This is a genomic window from Acinetobacter sp. AR2-3, from assembly GCF_001878775.1.
GTDB lineage: Bacteria > Pseudomonadota > Gammaproteobacteria > Pseudomonadales > Moraxellaceae > Acinetobacter > Acinetobacter lwoffii_D.
This window is the reverse complement of the sequence record NZ_MJIQ01000059.1, coordinates 1-18,826: the sequence shown is the minus strand read 5'-3', so window position 1 is coordinate 18,826 and position 18,826 is coordinate 1. Positions and strand designations below refer to the sequence as shown.

Genomic DNA, 18,826 nt, shown 5'->3' with positions numbered 1-18,826 from the left:
ATATTCATACTAAATGTGCATAACTTATTATGCGCTTGTTTGCTTTTTAATCAATATTGGATTAGACATTAGTCGATAATCAGATTTAACTGATTGTTTTACGTATACTGAAAGGTTTATGGATTTTCACCCTCTCCCTTGACATTAATATTTTCTGCAAGCTGTAAAAAGTTATGAATACCAAAAGAAATATCTATAAAGATTTCGAACATCCCTTTGCCCAATATGTACGCATTGTGGGTAAAGGGAAAAATGGCGCCCGCTCCCTCAGCTATGATGAAGCCTATCAAGCCTTCAGTATGATTTTGAAAAATGAAGTGCTGGATGTGCAGTTAGGTGCATTCTTGATGTTATTGCGGGTCAAGGAAGAATCTGTAGATGAGTTGGCCGGTTTCGTACAGGCGACACGTGACCAGCTGAGTTTCAAAAAACTGGATGTCGATCTGGATTGGTCGTCCTATGCGGGCAAGCGCAAACATTATCCATGGTTTATTCTGGCAGCGCTGACGCTGGCCAAGCATGGTTATAATATTGTGATGCATGGTGCCTCAGGCCATACCATGAACCGTGTTTACACCGAACAGGTGCTGACTTACTTAGGCTATCCAATCTGTCAAAATGATGCCGAGGTTGAACAGCAACTGCAACAACAGCATTTTGCCTATATTCCGCTAGAAGTGATTTCTCCGATTCTTGCAGACTTGATTGCGCTGCGTAATGTCATGGGGTTACGCTCCCCGATTCATACGCTGGCGCGTCTGATCAATCCGTTTAATGCCAAAGCGACCCTGCAAGCAATTTTCCATCCAGCGTATCGTGGTTCGCATCAGCAAGCGGCTTTCCGCTTAGGCTATAAAAATAGTGCCGTGATTAAAGGTGAAGGGGGCGAATTCGAGCGTAATCCGGATGCCAAAACGCTCATCTGTGGCATTAAAGATGGCCTGCTCTATGAGCATGAATTGCCAAAGCTCACTGACAACCGCAGTCCAATTGAAGAAGAACTGGATCTGGCGCTATTTAAGGCTGTCTGGGACGGTCAGCAAAGCCATGATTATGGCGAGATTGCAGTGATAGAAACTATGGGCATTGCGCTATATACCATGGGCGTGTGTGACAGCTTTGAAGCTGCGATGCAAAAAGCCAAAATCTTATGGGCGAATCGCCACACGGTTTAATCTTGTGCAAAAGAAAAAAGCATTGTTCAGTGAATGAACAATGCTTTTTTTAATTGTATTGCTATTGGCTGGGAATTAAGCCTTAAACAAAACGAATCGGCTTGAATTCAGGTTCATTCTTGTGATGATCATCATCACACTCTTCACCCTCTTCTTTAGTACCGCGATCGATATAACCGCTGCGCTCATTTTCAGGCAGGTTTTTCATTTCCCAGGCATACACTGCCTGCATACAGGTCTGACGTTGTTCTGGTGTCAAGGCTACACCGTTTGGCCACTTTCCAATTTCGACTGCTGTTCTTAGGCGTTCAACAATCTCAGGATTGAGTACGGCAAGCATTTGTTCAATATTCATGATTTAATCCTGCTTAAAATAATCAAAGTCCTGATTCCACCCCAGTTTGGTTCGACAGGCATTATAAAAGTCATAACCCGGTGGATGCAGAAGATTCAGTTTAAAGGGATGCTTGCGAATATGGACGCTATCACCCACATTCAAAGACACACTGTGTTGTCCATCCGCACTAACCATCGGCAGTACGCGATTTTCACGAATCAGTAATTTAATTTCACTATGTCCACCGACCACAATCGGGCGTGAAGACAAGGTATGCGGATGCATCGGTACCAAGGCAATCGCATCCATACTTGGATGTACAATCGGGCCACCACCAGAAAGCGCATAAGCCGTAGAACCAGTCGGCGTAGAGACTATCAGGCCATCGCTGTGCTGACGATAGACATATTGTCCATCAATATTCAGTTCAAAATCGATCATATGTACCGATTTCCCTGAATGTAGCACCACATCATTTAGAGCAATGGCATCGTAAATCACTTCACCTTTGGAGCGAATTTCGACTTCGAGTAAAAAGCGTCGCTCAGTCTGAAAGTCACCCTTTAATACCTGATCCAGCTTGAATATCACTTCAGTCGGCTTGATATCCGTTAAAAAACCCAGACGACCACGGTTAACCCCGATCACCGGGGTATTGTACTTGACCAAGGCGCGTGCTGCATGTAATAGCGAGCCGTCACCGCCCACGACAATCACCAGATCCACCACCTCACCCAATAAGGCACGACTGACGGTTTGGGTATTTTGATAGGGAACAAGTTCAGCTGTCGCTGCATCAAAAACTGGGTGTAGGCCTAAATTGAGAAGATGATCGTGAATAAGGCATAAGGTTTCAACCACCGACGATTTATCAGGACGTCCTATTAACCCGATATTTCGAAAGGTCTTATGGGAAATTTGCACCAGTGTCGTCGCTCCGCTACGAATCCTGCTTATCATAACATTAAGCTATACCTGGATGACAATTTATAACAGTGCTTCATAGGTAGGAAATTATTTGAAATATATTCGAATTAAGGAGAAATTGTGGGGTTTCATTTTAATTTTAAGCGCATTTCTTGATTAAATATTGCAAAATAATGAAAAGCTTCGCATGATTAGCACAATTTCACAGGATCTTATAAGTATTTATGAAATCTGAACGTGGCATGGGGTTTCTTGCCTTAATTTTTTCTATTATTGTCATTTCTATCTTTGTAGCATTTAGTATCTATTTGATTAGATTAGACAATATTGTACGCGACAAGTTTGAAGGTCAGCGCTGGGATATTCCGGCCAAGGTCTTCGCACGTCCGATGGAAGTGTACGTGAATGCCCCAGTCAGCCTGCAGGATTTCCAACAAGAATTAAAATTACTCGGTTATAAAAATTCGGATAGTTATACTAAATCAGGCAACTTTGTCAGCACTGGCAATACCCTGTATGTGCATACACGCGGCTTTGATTTTGGTGACCGGGTTGAACCGGAACAAATATTGAAAGTCAGTTTCAGCGGTGAACAGATTGCAGAAGTCAGCGCGACCAAACCCTCTTCAAGCGGGATTGCGCGTTTAGAACCTTTATTAATAGGCGGGATTTATCCGCAACATAACGAAGACCGTGTGCTGATTAAGCTAAATAAAGTGCCTAAGCCCTTGATCGAAGCGCTGATCGCGACCGAAGATCGTAAGTTCTATGAGCATCATGGGGTTTCACCGCGTGGTATTGCACGTGCCGTGGTCAGCAATATTACCGGTGGTAAACGTCAGGGTGGTTCAACCTTGACCCAGCAATTGGTTAAAAATTTCTATTTGACCCCTGAGCGCACTTTAAAACGTAAAGTGAATGAAGCCTTTATGGCGATGCTGATTGAATTGCATTATGACAAAAATGAAATTCTGGAAGCTTATCTGAATGAGGTAAATCTGGGCCAGAATGGTAACTACTCCATTAATGGTTATGGTCTGGCATCGCAGTTTTATTTTGGCCTGCCACTGCGTGAACTGAATATTTCCCAGCAAGCATTTCTGGTGGGTTTAGTCCAAGGTCCAAGCCTATATAATCCATGGCGCAATCCTGAAAGTGCGAAAAAACGTCGTGATATCGTTCTGAATAATATGCTGGTGATGGGCTATCTGACTCAGGAACAATATGAAAAAGAAACCGCACGTCCGTTAAATGTCATTTCCAAACCGACTTTAGGCCCTGCCCGCTTCCCGGATTTTCTGGATATCGTACGTCGTCAATTACGCACAGATTATCAGGAAACCGATCTGACCAATCAGGGTCTGCGAATTTTCACCACTTTAGATCCTTTAGCCCAAACCAGAATTCAGGACAGCTTTAAAGAGACGGTGGCGCGTTTAAGTAAATCCAATCCAGGTCGCCTGAAAGATTTACAGGGCGCAGTATTGGTATCGCATCCGGAAAATGGTGAGCTGGTGGCCGCGGTGGGTTCGACTCAAGATTTTACCGGCTTTAACCGTGCAGTCGATGCCAAGCGTCAAGTCGGTTCCCTGCTAAAACCGGTGATCTACCTGAGTGCCCTGGAATCGAACCGTTATCACTGGGCAAGCCCAATTGAAGACAGTGAAATCAGCATCAAGAGTGATGGCAAAACCTGGACGCCGAAAAACTATAGTGGTCGCGGACATGGTGTCATTCCAATGTCACAAGCCTTATCGCAATCTTATAACCTGTCCACTGTGCGTTTAGCACAAGAATTTGGTCTGTCCACCTTTATTAATCATCTGAAAAAATTTGGTGTGACCTCAGATATTCCATCTTATCCATCGATTTACTTGGGTGCGGTAGATATGTCCCCGATGGAAGTGATGAATATTTACGGCAACTTTGCTACAGGCGGCTTTAAATACCCAACCAAAGCCATCCGCTCTGTGGTGGATGCCAACGGCCGCTCTCTGGATCGTTATAGCCTGAGTGTACAACCGACCATTGATCCAGCTTCTGCTTATGCCCTGAATTATGGCTTACAACAGGTCATGTCGAATGGTACAGGTCGTGCAGCCTATAACAGCTTACCACGCAGTCTGAATCTTGCTGGTAAGTCCGGTACTACGAATGACAGCCGTGACTCATGGTTTGCCGGATACTCAGGTAATTATATGACCGTGGTTTGGCTCGGTCTGGATGACAACAAAGTCACTGGCTTAACCGGTTCTTCAGGTGCCCTGCCCGTTTGGACCAATGTCATGAAACAGTTGCGCCAGAAACCGGTGAATCTGCCACAGCCGAATGAAATCGAATGGCATTGGCTGGATCGTTATACTGGTTTATTGTCTGCACAAGGCTGTGAAGGCGCCATGTATATCCCGATTTCGCGTCATGCCCTGCCAAATCAGGCGACTGCCTGCGGCATCTCGCACTATGCGACGGAACCTTATGATATTGATTCAGAACCTGCGCCATCTGATGCTGAACAGGATGATATGAGTCGCTACATACAAGAAAGTGAAACAGAAATAGAACGCGATCTTGAGAGCGAAACCCGTATTATCGCCAGTGGAAGTTATAGCCATTAATTGAGTTTATGTTTATGTTTATGTTAAGAAAAATCCTCCCTGGTTTGCTCATCCTCAGTCTGGTGGGCTGCCAAAGTATCTCTGAGCCAGAAAAGCCAGTTAGCCCTGCCAAGCCTGCGACGGAAAAACCTAAGGCAAAAACACCAGACGGCGTTGTGATTACGCCTTATGACCGTCCTGACATCAAACGTCAGAAAATTGTCATTCCTGAACAGAAGCCGAAAAGCCAAAAGTTTGATGATGGACGTAATCTGCCGGCCTTCAAGAGTCTGATGCAGCAAACCCAGCAGGCCTATACCAAGCAGCAATTTGCTCAAGCTGAAGCTGCTGCAACTCAGGCACAGCGACTGGCCCCTCAGGCACCAGAAACCTATTTATACTTGGGCATGATCGCCAACCGTAAAAATCAGCCAGCAAGCGCCGATGCTTTTGCCTTACGTGGCCTGAGTTATGCACAATCTAGTGTCATGAAAAAGCAGCTTTGGCAAGTGCGCCTTAAATCTGCTCAGTTGCGGAAAAATGCCAAAGCGATTCAGCAAGCTCAACAGGCACTGAAAAAGCTTTAAGATAATTTTCTATAGAAACTGACTTACCAATAGAAAGTTTATTTTCTAAATAAAGTGTTTAAATATAGCGAATGCCGGCAATGCCATAAGCATGCTGGCTTTTTGCATAATCGAGTTCTTCAGCTTTCATTCCGCCCAAAGCAAAAACCGGAATCTGTACCTGCTCTGCCATTTGCTTGAATTGCTCCCAGCCTAGCGCAGGTGTGTCCGGATGCGTTGCGGTCGCTAGTACCGGACTCAGTAAAGCCGCTTCACAGCCGATCTGTTCTGCATGCATTAAAGCGGTCAGGTCATGACAAGCCGCTAGATAACGATAGCCAGATTTCAATTCACTTTGTTTCGAGTTCATCAGTTGATTCTGTTTTAGATGAATCGTGCAAATCGTCTGCTGCTGCAATTCATTCAGTTGTGACCAAAGCTGCTGATTAATGATTAACTTGGAGAGTTGATCTACCGGATATTGCTGTAATTGCATGATCCATTCAGGCGTTGCTTCCACGCGCCAATACAACATTTGATCTGTATCCAGACTTGATAAAATATCCAGATCTTCAGCTATCTTGATGCGCTGCGGCCATTGCAGCTTTTGGATCATGGACTGATTGGCTTTCGGAAAATTCAGCTGTCCAAGTTCTTCCCGACTGTACCAGCGCCAGGGCTGTTTGATTTCAGCCAGTTGAGCAGGCTGTACTGAAGCATGGAAAATATGCAAATTGACAATGAGATCTTCATATTCATGGGAGATAAAATCAGAGGCATGCCAGCATTCGATATCAACGCCGACCTCTTCCATCACTTCGCGGCGACATGCCTCGACTGGTAATTCGCCCTGTTCAACTTTTCCGCCTGGAAATTCATATTTATTGCCCTGATGCTGCTTGGCCTCACGCCAGCCGACGAGAACCTGATTTTGATAAAATAAAAGCGCAATTGCGACATGAATCGTAGCTTTAGTCATGATGTACAGAACCGTTAAAGTTTTACAGATTGTAAGCAAATTAGAGTTTTTTATAAATTGCTCAATATTTCGTTGACAGATCTATTCGATAATGATTATCATTTAAATCAATCCAAAACACACCACGGAGTCGACGGAATGAACGCCCCATTTAGCCTATTCACCCGTAACAATGATACTCACCATGCCTTGCCAATGCTGTACTCCAACAATCTGTTTGCACTGGGTCGTGAAATCCGGATCATGCATGCCGGCGAAGAATACCGCTTGCGTCTGACCCGCAATAACCGTCTTATTCTGACCAAATAATTAAATCAGTTCTAATAATAACAAACGTGGGAAGCAGCAGTATGAATCAGCGCATACTGCTTTTTAATCTTCTAATCATGAGATTTTGCCATCAGGCTCAAAACTCAATGACACTTTAAGTCCACCCAAGTCCGACGGCGCATAGTCAATTTTAGCTGCATGCAGTGCCATAATTTTCTGGCAAATGGACAGACCTAGACCTGAACCCTGAGTTCGCGTACCCAAAGCCCGATAAAAACGTTCACCTAAACGTTCCAGTACCTCATCAGCAATCCCCTCTCCTGAGTTTTCAATCAGTAACTGTATCTGATGCTGCTCAATAACTGTTCGGATCTCGACCTGTCCCTGTTGCGGCGTATAACGGATCGCATTGTCGACCAGATTGCGAATACAACTAAAAATCAGTTCTGGATTCGCTTCGATCACAGCATCCTCAAGTTTTAGATTCCAATGAATGTCTTTTTCTTCTGCAAAAGGCTGCAAGGCCTGCAAAGCCTCCTGAACCAGATTCTTAAGATTAATCGTTTGCGTTGCTAATTGCCCTGTTCGCTCCGGATCGAGTCGTGCCAGTAAAAGTAAATTTTCCAGTACCTGCGTGCCGCGGTTGACATCATTTTGGATCAACTGTAATGCCTGAGGGAGCTGTGCATCATCTTGATATTTGCGTTTTAAAACCTGTAGACGCATTTGAATCGCAGACAGTGGCGAACGCAGCTCATGTGAAGCATCTGCAGTAAAACGCTGTTCAGCAGCCAGTGATTTCTCCAGCCGGCCGAGCATGGCATTCAGCTGACGAATGATCGGTTGCAGTTCAGTGATTTCAGGGTCAGGTGTTTTAATAGGACTCAGATCCTGAGCAGTCTTGGAACCAATGGCACGCGAAATCTTGTTTAATGGCCGTAACTGGCGTTTGACCGAGACCCTTAGAATCAGCCATTGCACTAGCCATAAAGTGAATAAGATCCCGGCAAAGCCCAAAGTAGTTTGCCAGAGTTCATCGAAACGTACTGAAAGTGGCTGTACGATTTTGACCTGAAGGTCGTCATCTTCCGCAGTCAGTATCCGGATAAAACGACCATTCTCATAAGCAAACTGGAAGCCGTTGTTCCGTGCTTTTGGAATGGTATTAATTAATTCATCATCAATCGAAGTTGTCAGTACCTGCTGATCCAGCAACAAGGCATACTGGATATCAAACTGTTCACTGAGCTCATCCACCTGGGTGCCTTTGGCCTGGGTGACATCGCCAAGCAGCAACTCAGAAATCTGCTGCATTAATTCATCATGCAGCTGACTGGCCTGATAACTGGAAATTCCCAATAACAGCAGCCAGGCCAATATTCCGGCCAAGATGGAACTGAACAGCGCATGTTTAATTAGCCGGGTTTGCAGGGAAATAGCAGCCGACATGGGGTTAAGCCTCAGCCTTATGCATGCGATAGCCCAGACCGCGAATAGTCTTGATCATCTGGCTGCCGATTTTTTTACGCAGCTGATAGATAAATACTTCAATGGCATTACTTTCAATTTCATCACCCCAAGCGTACAGCGATTCTTCTAGCTGTTCACGGGTGACAATATGTTCAGGCTGCTGCATCAGCTTGTATAGAATTTGAAATTCCTTCGCAGTCAGATTCACAGCTTGACCTTCTTTAGTTAGGGTCTTGGCTTGAGTGTCCAGACTGAGATCCTGCCATTGCAGGATATGATTCGGTGTTTGCTGTTTCTGTCTGAGTTGGGCACGAACTCGGGCCGAAAGTTCTTCCAGACTAAAAGGTTTGACCAGATAATCATTCGCGCCTAAATCCAGACCTTCAACCCGGTCATCAATACTGTCTTTGGCCGTAATAAAAATCACCGGCGTATCTTGATGTTGGCTGCGCAAAATTTTCAGAATGTCATCTCCAGTGGCATTCGGCAGGCCACGATCCAGCAGAATACAGTCATATTTATGCTGCTCAATCGCTAGGATCGCATGATCACCACGCTCTACCCGATCAATCACATAACCATCCATTTCCAGCCAAGTCTGGATACTGTCTGCCTGAGACTGATCATCTTCTGCCAAAAGAATACGCATATTCTGCTCCGTTTGCTTCCTTGTTCTATCTTGCCCTGAAAAAGCAGCAGACTCAAAAAAACCACATGCTTTTTGGTAACTTGCATGTGGTTTTTTGTTGCTATGTTCAAACTGATTTCAGCAAATGAGGCGATATTAGAAGCGAACCTGATCAACCTCAATTTCAACACGTTTTGCCGGTTTATAATCAATGTCGATTTCACCTGTGATGATTACCGGTGTTTTGGCTGAAATCGGTTTGCCTTGCCAAAGTTCGTCATCAATCTCAACCGTAATGGTGCCTGTACTGTCGCGGAACTGGTATTTTTCATCACCGACTGCTTTCACGACATAACCTTTGAGCTGAACTTTGCTGTCATCTTTCATGGCCAGTGCCTGTTTGACTGTAGTCGATTTAGCAAAAGCGGCCTGATTCACAGCCGTGTCACTACTTGCTATCGTAGCTGTCGCGATAGAACCCATCAATGCAGCTGCCAAAACCGTATTTATCATCATTTTCATCGCAGTTACCTCTTTAAAGTCTTGCCTTGTTTCGATGATGCTATTAAAACAGCCAAAGATGAATTGAATCTTAAGATTGCTTCATTTTCAAAATTAATTTAAGGGCACCACTCTCAGGACTTCTTCAAGCGTGGTCACACCTTCCAGAATCTTGCGCGCCCCGGCAATTCTGAGCGGCTCTACGCCTTCTTTTTTCGCCTGCTGACGCAGCTGGTTCAGGTTAGCATCCGCACCAATCAACTGTTTGGTGGTCAGACTCAGTGGCATAAACTCATAAATCCCGATACGGCCTTTATAGCCGGTATGCCGGCATTCTTCACAGCCTACCGCCTTAAAGACAAATTCCGGTCGCGGCAAAGGATAATCGGCTGCCAGATGCTGCCACTCCTGCTCGTTCAGGAAACTTTCCTGTTTGCAGTGCGGACACAGCTTACGAACCAGACGTTGAGCCAGAACACCCAAGATGGTTGCTGCTGTCAAAAATGGCTGTACGCCCAGATCATGCAGACGGGTCAGACTCGACGGCGCATCATTGGTATGTAAAGTCGATAGAACCAGGTGACCGGTCAATGCTGCCTGAATCGCCATATTGGCAGTGTCCTGATCACGAATTTCTCCAACCATGATAATGTCCGGGTCCTGACGCATTAGTGCTCGCACGCCGTCAGCAAAACCGAGATCAATACCATTATTGACCTGCATCTGGTTAAAGCTAGGTTCCAGCATCTCGATCGGATCTTCAATCGTGCAGACGTTGACCTGTTCAGTCGCCAGCTGCTTCAGAGTTGAATAAAGCGTAGTAGTTTTACCGGAACCGGTCGGACCGGTCACCAGAATAATGCCATGACTATGACTGGTCAGATTGTTCCAGTCATTCAGCAGATGACCTTCAAAACCGAGTTGCTGAAAACTTCTCACCAGCACTTCCGGATCGAAAATACGCATTACCAGTTTTTCACCAAAAGCTGTCGGTAAGGTCGACAGGCGCAGTTCAGTTTCCTGTCCTTTGGGCGTGCGGGTTTTCAGTCGGCCATCCTGTGGCTTACGTTTTTCCGCCACGTTCATTCGGCCCAGAATCTTGATTCGGGAAATGACGGCGGTCAATGTATTGGCCGGCATATTGTAAATCGTATGCAGCACCCCATCAATCCGGAAACGGATCTTGCCGGTGTCTTTACGTGGTTCCATGTGAATATCACTGGCACCTTGTTCAAAGGCAAATTGCAGCACCCAGTCCACCAGTTTGACAATATGCTGGTCATTGGCATCCGGATTCTGGGAATCGCCCAGTTGCAGCAAGGCTTCGACGCCCTTATTTTCCCGGTCATAGGCAGACGATTTTTGTGAACCAGTAACTGCACGACTGACTTGATAGTATTCAGTAATATAACGTTGTAATTGTTCTGGATTCAGTAATACCCGTTGTATTTTTTTTGGTACAATATTCTGCTCGAGATTCGACATCCATTCAGTTTTATAAGGCTGATCTGTAGCAATCAGAACTTTGTCTGCCTGAATTTCTACCGCCAGAATACGGTTGCGTAATGCATATTCTTGCGACATGACATGGGTCAATGCCTGTACATCAGCTTTAAGCGGATCAATGATATAGAACATCAATCCGGTTTTTTCTGCCAGCCACTGACATAAACGGTTCAGAGTCAGTGTTGTTTGAGGATGGGACTGATCGACCAGATTAAAATTAGCAATCCACTGTAAAGGGTGCCATTTTAGGTGTTCACGTTGCCGATGAGTGGTTTGTACCAGCATCCGGTCGCGTTCACTGATTTTACCGTCTTTAAAGAGTTGGTCTAGACACCATGCCGTATCAATTTCAAAGTCAAATTTCATTATTATCAGTCCCCAAACTTGCCTCCACTATAACAAGTTTTTGCAGTTTTTCGCATGCTCCCCACCTGTTGAATGTACGTTTCTATTTCAATCTCAAAAAGAAAGTAAATAATGGATTTGATTACTACCGCAACATTTTTGATCTATGCAAACTCTATCTCGTCGCATATATTTTTAAATAATCAACTCTTAGCTTGCTGAGGTCACAGATGGATTTGACTGCGGTTCCCCTGCATGCGCATTCTTTTCATGAACTGCTCACGATACTCACCTCGGCATTAGGCTGCGGCCTATTGATTGGTCTGGAGCGGGAACGGCATAAGCAACGCGAACAGCAACCGAGTTTTGCCGGCTTACGTTCCTTTGCAATCTGTGCTTTATTGGGTGCACTGTGTTTCCTGTTTGGAATCGTGATTGCTGTAATAGGTGCTTTGATCGTGGGTGGCATGGTCATTTTATCTATCAAAAATCAACCAGATGATCCGGGCATTACCACAGAGCTTGCATTTGTGATGACCTATTTTATTGGCGCCATGTGTTTATGGAATATTCCTCTGGCAGCCGGTCTTTCTGTGCTCTTAACCGGTATTTTGATGGCCAAACATACCATGCACAATATTGCCGGAAAATGGATTAAAGAAGCCGAATTCAGGGATGGACTATTATTACTGGCCTTGATTTTGATTGGCTTGCCGCTGACCCCTGATCGCCCTTTTTGGGGAGAAGTGCTTAACCCTTATATTATCTTAAAATTACTGACCTTAATTTTAGTGGTACAAGCTCTGGCGCATATTGCGAAACGCTTTTTTTCGACTAAAAATGCCCTGATGCTGTCCTCCATTGCTTCCGGTTTTGTTTCCAGTACGGCGACCATCGCTCAGTTAGGTTTACAGGTCCGTAAAGGTGAAATGGATGCACGATCGAATGCCGGTGCCGCGCTGATGTCCTGTATCTCGACCATTGTACTGCTATTGATTGTGGTTGGAGGGGTATCATGGAACTGGCTGAAAATCCTGCTTTTGCCCTCTTTAGTTGCCGTAATCCTTCTGGCAGCCTGTGCATTTTTATTATTGCGCAAGGCAAAACCTGCGCCGAGCATGGAATCATCAGACAGCCAGATGTTTAGCTTAAAAGAAGCTGTGATTATTGCAGTCACATTAACATTGATTCAGGCTGGAGTTTACGGACTGGAGGTCTGGCTCGGGGATGCCGGCTTACTGGCCGGGACCTTACTCGCCTCTCTGTTCGAGATTCATGCCGCGATGGCGAGTGTCGTCGTTCAAGGTGATCCCTCCAATATGCGTCTGATTTATGCCCTGCTTTTAGGTCTGGGTGCTCATGCCCTGGCCAAATCAGCCAATGCCGCTTTGACCGGTGGCTGGAAGTTTGTACTTTATTTTGCACCGGTGCAGATTTTACATATGGCGGTGTTGATTGGGGTTTTGTGGTGGAACCTATAATCTAGGAAGGAATATGCTGGATAGCAACAGTTAGCACTTGCTGAGCATGAATTTTGAAATGGATATCAACATTTGCAAACTTCATCCCATATACCCGTTCTTCATCTTCCTGATATGCAGGTCTTGGATCTAAAGATAAGACAGCTTCCAGTTCCTGAATCGTCTGCACAGAAATTTTTCCATTTCCTAGTAATTGTTGCTTTTGCTGCTCCGCTTCATCGCTCCAAATGACGGTTTTACGTGGTGGTTCATCCTGTGCATAACCGCTTTGTGCTTCAATGATGGCATCCGAATATTGAATATAAGGTTTGATATCCATAATTGGCGTGCCATCGAGCAAGTCACTCCCTGTCACATACACTCGAACATGTTTGCCCACTTTTCTCACTTCTTTGAGTTTGACCACAGATAAACCAATCGGTGATGGACGATACATGCTGCGCGTAGCAAACACGCCTATTTTCTTGTTACCACCCAAACGCGGCGGACGCACTTGTGGACGAAACTGGCTGTTGTGCTGGTTTTTATTGTCATGAAATTGCCAGACCAGCCACAAATGACTGAATTCTTCAATTCCCTCAAAGGCGAGCAGGTCATTATAGGGCCCGACCATTTCAATATAGCTTTCGACCTGAACCAGATTCGGCTGACGAGGAATACCAAATTTTTCTTTATAGGGAGAACGCATATAACCAATAATCGGCAGCGTCAGTTCAGTCATCATCACTTTTTTTGATAAGCTCAATTAAATATATTCAGTTTATCGAGAATGAATTTAGATTAGAATAGCAAGCTGTTCTAATTTGATAATTTATTGAGACCTTTAATGGCTGCTTTTAACGTCGAAAAGATTACTCACGTCCACCACTGGAATGATACTTTATTCTCTTTTAAAACGACTCGTGACACTGCTTTGCGTTTTAAAAACGGTCAGTTTGTAATGATCGGCCTTGAAGTCAATGGCAAGCCGTTAATGCGCGCATATTCAATTGCAAGCGCCAACTACGAAGAAGAGTTAGAATTTTTCTCAATTAAAGTGCCTGATGGTCCACTGACTTCGATTTTACAGAAAGTCAAAGTCGGCGATGACATTTTGGTTTCTAAAAAGCCAACAGGTACACTGGTACTGGATGACTTGAACCCAGGTAAAAATCTTTATCTTCTTTCTTCTGGTACTGGTCTTGCACCCTTCCTGTCGACTATTCGCGATCCTGAAACTTATGAGCGTTTTGAAAAGATTATCGTGGTTCACGGTACCCGTTTCATTTCAGAACTGGCTTATCAAGATTTGATCCTGAATGAAGTGCCAAATCATGAATTCTTCTCTGAACTCGGCGCGAAAGAAAAATTGGTATATTATCCAACCGTCACCCGTGAAGAATATCCAAACCAAGGTCGTGTAACCACCGCGATTGAAACCGGCGAACTGTTTGAAAAAATCGGTCTGCCACGTTTCAACCCGGAAACTGACCGTGCCATGTTATGTGGTAGCCCGGCATTCCTAGATGACGTTGCTGCGCTTCTTGATCAACACGGTCTGAAAGAATCTCCAAAAATGGGCGTTCTAGGTGACTACGTGATTGAACGTGCATTCGTAGAAAAATAAGATTTGCTAAACTAAAAAACCGGACTTTTAAGTCCGGTTTTTTATTGGAACCATCACTAAATAATTAACGATCGCGACCTTCCTGGTTTGCAGAACCTGAACAGCCTGCGCCACCTGCAATGATGAAACCCGTTTGCGCTTTACATGAACCAATCATACGGCCATGAGAGTCAAATGTAGTTACTGACGATGCACAGCCCGTCAATACAACAGTCGCTACAAGTGCAATAAGTGCTGATAATTTCATGATATTCCCCTTTATTATTTACGGTTTTAAATTAATCTGATTTTGGCTTGGTGGCGTTGGTAACAGGCCCGTAGCAGCATTTGGCGTATTATAATTCACACCCAAGGCATCGCCTGAACCACTACAATGTGCACTTGCGGTCGAAAGTAGGCCACGCGTCGCCATACATGAACCGATGATTTTTCCTGTTGCATCATAAGTCACGACTTTGGAACTACAAGCGGCTAGCCCCGATATTGCCAATATTGAAAAAATTTTAATTAAATTCACATTAACCCTCGCACGATGCAAAAAACTAAATTATTAAAATTTATTTATATTTTCTGAATTTCGCCAGAGATTCTAATTTAATTTGTTTATTTGTAAAGCTTTATTTTTCAAATATTATAAAAATGGAAATAAATAAAAAGCTGCCCTGCAGGACAGCTTTAAATATAAAAATTAGCTGGATTTATGTTTAAGTGATCTTTCTTCCAGAGACTGCTTAATCACTTGATAACCTGATGTGATGCCGAGTGTAGCGATAATTACAGCCACAATAATATCCGGCCAAAGACTGCCTGTACCAAATACGCCTACGGCTGCCAAAATGACCGCAAAGTTGCCAATTGCATCATTGCGACTACAGAGCCAGACCGACCGCATATTGGAATCACCTTCACGAAAAGCATAAAGAATTGCTGCTGTAAATACATTCGCTACTAAGGCCAGCACACCAATCAGGCCCATTGTCAGTGCTTCAGGTGGAATACCTTGCAGATAGGCATAAATCACTTTGCCAATCACTACCAGACCAAACAATGCCATGGTCATCCCCTTCACCAAAGCGACTGTTGCCCGCCAATAGAGGCTCGCACCTAGTACAGCCAAAGAAATTCCGTAATTGACGGCATCACCAAAGAAATCTAGCGCATCTGCCCACAAGGCCGATGAATGTGCATATGCACCGCCGATCAACTCCACTACAAATAAAGTGAAGTTTACCAGCAAGGCAATCCATAGCGCTGTTCTAAATTTGCTGTTGGGCTTGATGGGTGCCGGTTCAGGACTACAACTACAGGCCATATAACTCCCCCGATGATTTTTTATCTAAAACACGATAAATTGATTAGAAACTATGGACTAACTCCAAGGTCAAGCATGAGGGCGATATGTCAGTTTATTTGATTTCAGAAATGGCCAAAAAGACTGGTCTAAGCACTGATACCCTACGTTTTTATGAGAAAAAAGGCTTTATTCAGCCGAATTTTCGAGCAAGTAATCAGTATCGTTATTATGGTGAAGACGCATTAAAAAGACTGCTTTTTATCAAGCGTTGTCGGGCCTTGGACATGTCGTTAAAAGAGATTGAAACCCTGATTCAACTTGAACAAAATCCGGAACAGGACTGCTGTGCCGTCAACCAGCTGATTGATCAACATCTTTCGGATATTTCAAATAAAATTAAAGAATTACAGATATTTGAACGACAACTGATCACACTGAGAGAAAGTTGCAATACCCCGACCACCATTGATCATTGCCAGATTTTAAAAACGCTTGAAAACTCTGAAAATGACTGAATATTGAAGACATTTTATGGAGGATTCCCTACTTAAAAAAGAACCTTGTTTTACATCCAAATCGCGTATTTCCGAGTGATTTACTAGGTTGAATCCAAATTCCAGATGATTAGAATAAAGCCGTACTTTTTATATGTCTTTCGATTTGATCATGAGCATTACCACCGTTACCGAACTTCTCTCACCAGCTGGCTCACTCAAAAATATGCGCTATGCTTTTGCTTATGGTGCAGATGCAGTTTATGCCGGCCAGCCGCGCTATAGTCTGCGTGTTCGTAATAATGAATTTGACCATGACAATTTAGCGATTGGCATCAAAGAAGCACACGAACTAGGCAAAAAATTCTATGTGGTGGTCAATATCCAACCTCATAACTCCAAGCTGAAAAATTTTATTCGTGACTTGGAACCTGTTGTCGCGATGCAGCCGGATGCGCTGATCATGTCCGATCCAGGTCTGATCATGCTGGTGCGTGAACATTTTCCAAAGATGGATATTCACCTGTCGGTTCAGGCCAATGCCGTGAACTGGGCAACCGTGAAATTCTGGAAAAACATGGGGCTGACCCGTGTCATTCTGTCACGTGAACTGTCGATTGAAGAAATTGCAGAAATCAAACAGCAAGTGCCCGATATGGAGATTGAGGTTTTTGTTCATGGCGCATTGTGTATGGCCTACTCTGGCCGTTGCATGCTGTCTGGCTATATGAACAAACGTGATGCCAATCAGGGTGCCTGCACCAATGCCTGCCGCTGGGAATATAAAGTTCTGGATGCCAAGGAAGATGAAACCGGTGATGTCATTCCAGTAAAAAATCTGGATTCAGGCTGCTGCTCTAAAGATGCTGATGAAAAGCACATGCAAGAACAACATCAGTTTGATGAGCCTGTGCTATTGCAGCGGAATGATGAAGATATGTTTGCCGCAGAAGAAGATGAACACGGCACTTATTTCATGAATTCTAAAGATCTACGTGCAGTCCAGCATATAGAGCGCTTAACTAAAGTGGGTGTGCATTCACTGAAAATCGAAGGCCGTACCAAGTCTTATTTCTATTGCGCCCGTACTGCTCAAATTTACCGTAAAGCGATTGATGATGCGCTTGCGGGTAAACCTTTTGATCCGTCACTGATGACACAATTGGAAGGCTTAGCGAATCGTGGTTATACCGAAGGTTTTCTACGCCGCCATGTGCATAGTGAATATCAGAATTATGAACATGGTTCTTCCAGTTTTGATCATCAAATTTTCTGCGGTGAAGTACTGGAGCGCAATGGAGATTACATCAAGATCGATGTGAAAAACCGTTTTATCGTCGGTGACTCACTCGAACTGATGACGACTAAAGGCAATATCACTTTCAATTTAACCGAAATGAAAGACAAAAAAGGTAATCTGATCGAAGACGCCAAAGGTTCAGGTCATATCGTTGAGATTCCAGTTCCGGCAGATGTTGATATGCAATATGCCCTGCTGATTCGTAATCTGCCAAGCTCGACTGCGGATATTTCGGCATCTTCACTGGCTTATCAGGCGAGTTAAGTATGGCACTGCTGATTACCGACAAATGCATCAATTGCGATATGTGTTTACCGGAATGCCCGAATGACGCGATTTATGAGGGTGCGAAAGTTTATGAAATTGATGTGAACCGTTGTACAGAATGCGTCGGTTTTTATGAGCATCAGACCTGTGTAGATGTCTGTCCGATTGAATGCATTGTTCCACATCCGGAGTATGGGGAAACACAAGAACAATTACTGGAAAAATTTAAGGGTTTGAACTTATTTAAATCTTAAAAATGAAGCGATGGAATAAACATTGCTTTATATAAAAACAACCTTGGGGAAAGTATAAAAATAAGGGTTGAAAACAAAAACTGTGCAGAGGAAAGGAACAGCTGAAAGTGCGTGGGGACACTTTTGGCTGTTCCAATAATAAATATAAAAAAAGGAACTCGGGTGTTAGCGTCCTGAGTTCCTATAAAGCGATAATAATGTATTTATAAGATATAGCACCTCGGTTTTGGGGAACCCAGGTGCTATTTTTTTATTGTCCTGAACGGATGATGTAATCAAAAGCAGACAGTGACGCCTTGGCACCTTCACCGGTCGCAATGATGATCTGCTTGTAAGGCACTGTGGTACAGTCACCTGCCGCAAACACACCTTTGACATTGGTTTCGTTGCGGTCGTTAATCACAATCTCGCCACGGTTAGTTAATTCAACAGCCGTTTCTTTCAGGAAGTCCGTATTTGGCAACAAACCGATCTGCACGAAGATCCCTGCAAGTTCTACTGTATGCTCTTCATCTGTGGCACGGTCTTTGTATTTCAGACCCGTCACCTGTGAACCGTCACCCAGCACTTCAGTCGACAAGGCATTCTTGATCACGGTGGTGTTCGGCAAGCTGTTCAGTTTGTCTTGCAGCACCTGATCCGCACGCAATTTAGTATCAAATTCCACCAAAGTTACATGCTCTACAATCCCTGCCAGGTCGATCGCAGCTTCCACCCCCGAGTTACCACCGCCAATCACGGCGACACGTTTACCCTTAAACAGTGGGCCATCACAGTGCGGACAGTAGGCCACACAACGAGTTTTGCATTCCTGCTCACCTCGACCCCTGTC

Annotated in this window: 21 protein-coding genes; 9 read left to right on the top strand and 12 right to left on the bottom strand. The window is 44.3% G+C overall.

The window, feature by feature from the left end:
• The first annotated feature begins 173 nt into the window (after positions 1 to 173).
• Positions 174 to 1,175 (top strand): glycosyl transferase family protein, encoded by a 1,002-nt coding sequence (locus BFN00_RS11175; RefSeq protein WP_004645572.1) that lies wholly within the window; start codon positions 174 to 176, stop codon positions 1,173 to 1,175.
• 82 nt (positions 1,176 to 1,257) lie between these two features.
• Here the strand turns inward: BFN00_RS11175 and BFN00_RS11170 are convergent, their stop codons facing one another.
• Together BFN00_RS11170 and BFN00_RS11165 are read right to left on the bottom strand one after the other, a co-directional pair.
• A complete protein-coding gene (locus tag BFN00_RS11170; RefSeq protein ID WP_004278992.1) occupies positions 1,258 to 1,530 on the bottom strand; it encodes a YeaC family protein in 273 nt (90 codons plus the stop codon).
• 3 nt (positions 1,531 to 1,533) lie between these two features.
• Positions 1,534 to 2,472, bottom strand: a complete 939-nt coding sequence (locus BFN00_RS11165) for an NAD(+) kinase (protein WP_004645573.1) — start codon at positions 2,470 to 2,472, stop codon at positions 1,534 to 1,536.
• A 191-nt stretch (positions 2,473 to 2,663) separates the two neighbouring features.
• Between BFN00_RS11165 and mrcB the strand changes: the two genes are divergently transcribed.
• Both mrcB and BFN00_RS11155 read left to right on the top strand, forming a co-directional pair.
• Positions 2,664 to 5,054: a penicillin-binding protein 1B gene (gene mrcB, locus BFN00_RS11160; protein WP_071851693.1), complete on the top strand. Its 2,391-nt coding sequence runs from the start codon at positions 2,664 to 2,666 to the stop codon at positions 5,052 to 5,054.
• 20 nt (positions 5,055 to 5,074) lie between these two features.
• A complete protein-coding gene (locus BFN00_RS11155) occupies positions 5,075 to 5,620 on the top strand; it encodes a hypothetical protein (RefSeq protein WP_026055721.1) in 546 nt (181 codons plus the stop codon).
• Positions 5,621 to 5,678: 58 nt separating this feature from the next.
• Here the strand turns inward: BFN00_RS11155 and BFN00_RS11150 are convergent, their stop codons facing one another.
• Positions 5,679 to 6,578 (bottom strand): NUDIX domain-containing protein, encoded by a 900-nt coding sequence (locus tag BFN00_RS11150; RefSeq protein WP_071851691.1) that lies wholly within the window; start codon positions 6,576 to 6,578, stop codon positions 5,679 to 5,681.
• 138 nt (positions 6,579 to 6,716) lie between these two features.
• Here BFN00_RS11150 and hemP point away from each other — a divergent pair, with 138 nt between their 5' ends.
• On the top strand, positions 6,717 to 6,887 hold the full coding sequence (hemP, locus tag BFN00_RS11145; protein ID WP_071851689.1) for a hemin uptake protein HemP: 171 nt from the start codon (positions 6,717 to 6,719) through the stop codon (positions 6,885 to 6,887).
• 75 nt (positions 6,888 to 6,962) lie between these two features.
• On the opposite strand, the gene BFN00_RS11140 is transcribed toward hemP, so the two are convergent.
• The 4 genes from BFN00_RS11140 to tfpB form a co-directional block, all read right to left on the bottom strand.
• Positions 6,963 to 8,297: an ATP-binding protein gene (locus tag BFN00_RS11140; protein WP_004645579.1), complete on the bottom strand. Its 1,335-nt coding sequence runs from the start codon at positions 8,295 to 8,297 to the stop codon at positions 6,963 to 6,965.
• 4 nt (positions 8,298 to 8,301) lie between these two features.
• Entirely contained in the window at positions 8,302 to 8,967 is a 666-nt protein-coding gene (locus BFN00_RS11135; RefSeq protein ID WP_004645580.1) for a response regulator transcription factor, read from the bottom strand.
• Positions 8,968 to 9,102: 135 nt separating this feature from the next.
• Complete coding sequence (locus BFN00_RS11130) at positions 9,103 to 9,468, bottom strand: NirD/YgiW/YdeI family stress tolerance protein (RefSeq protein WP_004645581.1); 366 nt, start codon at positions 9,466 to 9,468, stop codon at positions 9,103 to 9,105.
• Positions 9,469 to 9,561: 93 nt separating this feature from the next.
• Complete coding sequence (gene tfpB, locus BFN00_RS11125) at positions 9,562 to 11,319, bottom strand: type IV pilus assembly ATPase TfpB (protein ID WP_071851687.1); 1,758 nt, start codon at positions 11,317 to 11,319, stop codon at positions 9,562 to 9,564.
• Positions 11,320 to 11,528: 209 nt separating this feature from the next.
• On the opposite strand from tfpB, the gene BFN00_RS11120 reads away from it, so the two are divergent.
• Positions 11,529 to 12,779 (top strand): MgtC/SapB family protein, encoded by a 1,251-nt coding sequence (locus tag BFN00_RS11120; RefSeq protein WP_071851685.1) that lies wholly within the window; start codon positions 11,529 to 11,531, stop codon positions 12,777 to 12,779.
• A 1-nt stretch (position 12,780) separates the two neighbouring features.
• Here BFN00_RS11120 and tsaA read toward each other — a convergent pair whose 3' ends face one another.
• Positions 12,781 to 13,500, bottom strand: a complete 720-nt coding sequence (tsaA, locus tag BFN00_RS11115) for a tRNA (N6-threonylcarbamoyladenosine(37)-N6)-methyltransferase TrmO (RefSeq protein ID WP_071851802.1) — start codon at positions 13,498 to 13,500, stop codon at positions 12,781 to 12,783.
• 105 nt (positions 13,501 to 13,605) lie between these two features.
• Here tsaA and BFN00_RS11110 point away from each other — a divergent pair, with 105 nt between their 5' ends.
• A complete protein-coding gene (locus BFN00_RS11110; protein ID WP_004279005.1) occupies positions 13,606 to 14,385 on the top strand; it encodes a ferredoxin--NADP reductase in 780 nt (259 codons plus the stop codon).
• Between the two features lie 64 nt (positions 14,386 to 14,449).
• On the opposite strand, the gene BFN00_RS11105 is transcribed toward BFN00_RS11110, so the two are convergent.
• The 3 genes from BFN00_RS11105 to BFN00_RS11095 form a co-directional block, all read right to left on the bottom strand.
• A complete protein-coding gene (locus BFN00_RS11105) occupies positions 14,450 to 14,632 on the bottom strand; it encodes a YgdI/YgdR family lipoprotein (RefSeq protein ID WP_004279008.1) in 183 nt (60 codons plus the stop codon).
• An 18-nt stretch (positions 14,633 to 14,650) separates the two neighbouring features.
• Positions 14,651 to 14,902 (bottom strand): hypothetical protein, encoded by a 252-nt coding sequence (locus BFN00_RS11100; RefSeq protein WP_071851683.1) that lies wholly within the window; start codon positions 14,900 to 14,902, stop codon positions 14,651 to 14,653.
• 171 nt (positions 14,903 to 15,073) lie between these two features.
• Positions 15,074 to 15,697 carry a cation efflux transmembrane domain-containing protein gene (locus BFN00_RS11095; RefSeq protein ID WP_071851681.1) on the bottom strand — a complete coding sequence of 208 codons (624 nt, stop codon included), beginning with the start codon at positions 15,695 to 15,697 and terminating at the stop codon, positions 15,074 to 15,076.
• Positions 15,698 to 15,783: 86 nt separating this feature from the next.
• On the opposite strand from BFN00_RS11095, the gene BFN00_RS11090 reads away from it, so the two are divergent.
• The 3 genes from BFN00_RS11090 to BFN00_RS11080 all read left to right on the top strand — a co-directional run bounded on the left by BFN00_RS11090 (position 15,784) and on the right by BFN00_RS11080 (position 17,994).
• Positions 15,784 to 16,194, top strand: coding sequence for a Cd(II)/Pb(II)-responsive transcriptional regulator (locus tag BFN00_RS11090; protein WP_044112990.1), 411 nt, complete (start codon positions 15,784 to 15,786; stop codon positions 16,192 to 16,194).
• 133 nt (positions 16,195 to 16,327) lie between these two features.
• Complete coding sequence (gene trhP / locus BFN00_RS11085) at positions 16,328 to 17,737, top strand: prephenate-dependent tRNA uridine(34) hydroxylase TrhP (RefSeq protein WP_071851679.1); 1,410 nt, start codon at positions 16,328 to 16,330, stop codon at positions 17,735 to 17,737.
• A gap of 2 nt (positions 17,738 to 17,739) precedes the next feature.
• On the top strand, positions 17,740 to 17,994 hold the full coding sequence (locus tag BFN00_RS11080) for a YfhL family 4Fe-4S dicluster ferredoxin (protein WP_071851677.1): 255 nt from the start codon (positions 17,740 to 17,742) through the stop codon (positions 17,992 to 17,994).
• A 250-nt stretch (positions 17,995 to 18,244) separates the two neighbouring features.
• On the opposite strand, the gene BFN00_RS11075 is transcribed toward BFN00_RS11080, so the two are convergent.
• On the bottom strand, positions 18,245 to 18,826 hold a 582-nt coding region (locus BFN00_RS11075; protein ID WP_171260797.1), incomplete at its 5' end, for an FAD-dependent oxidoreductase.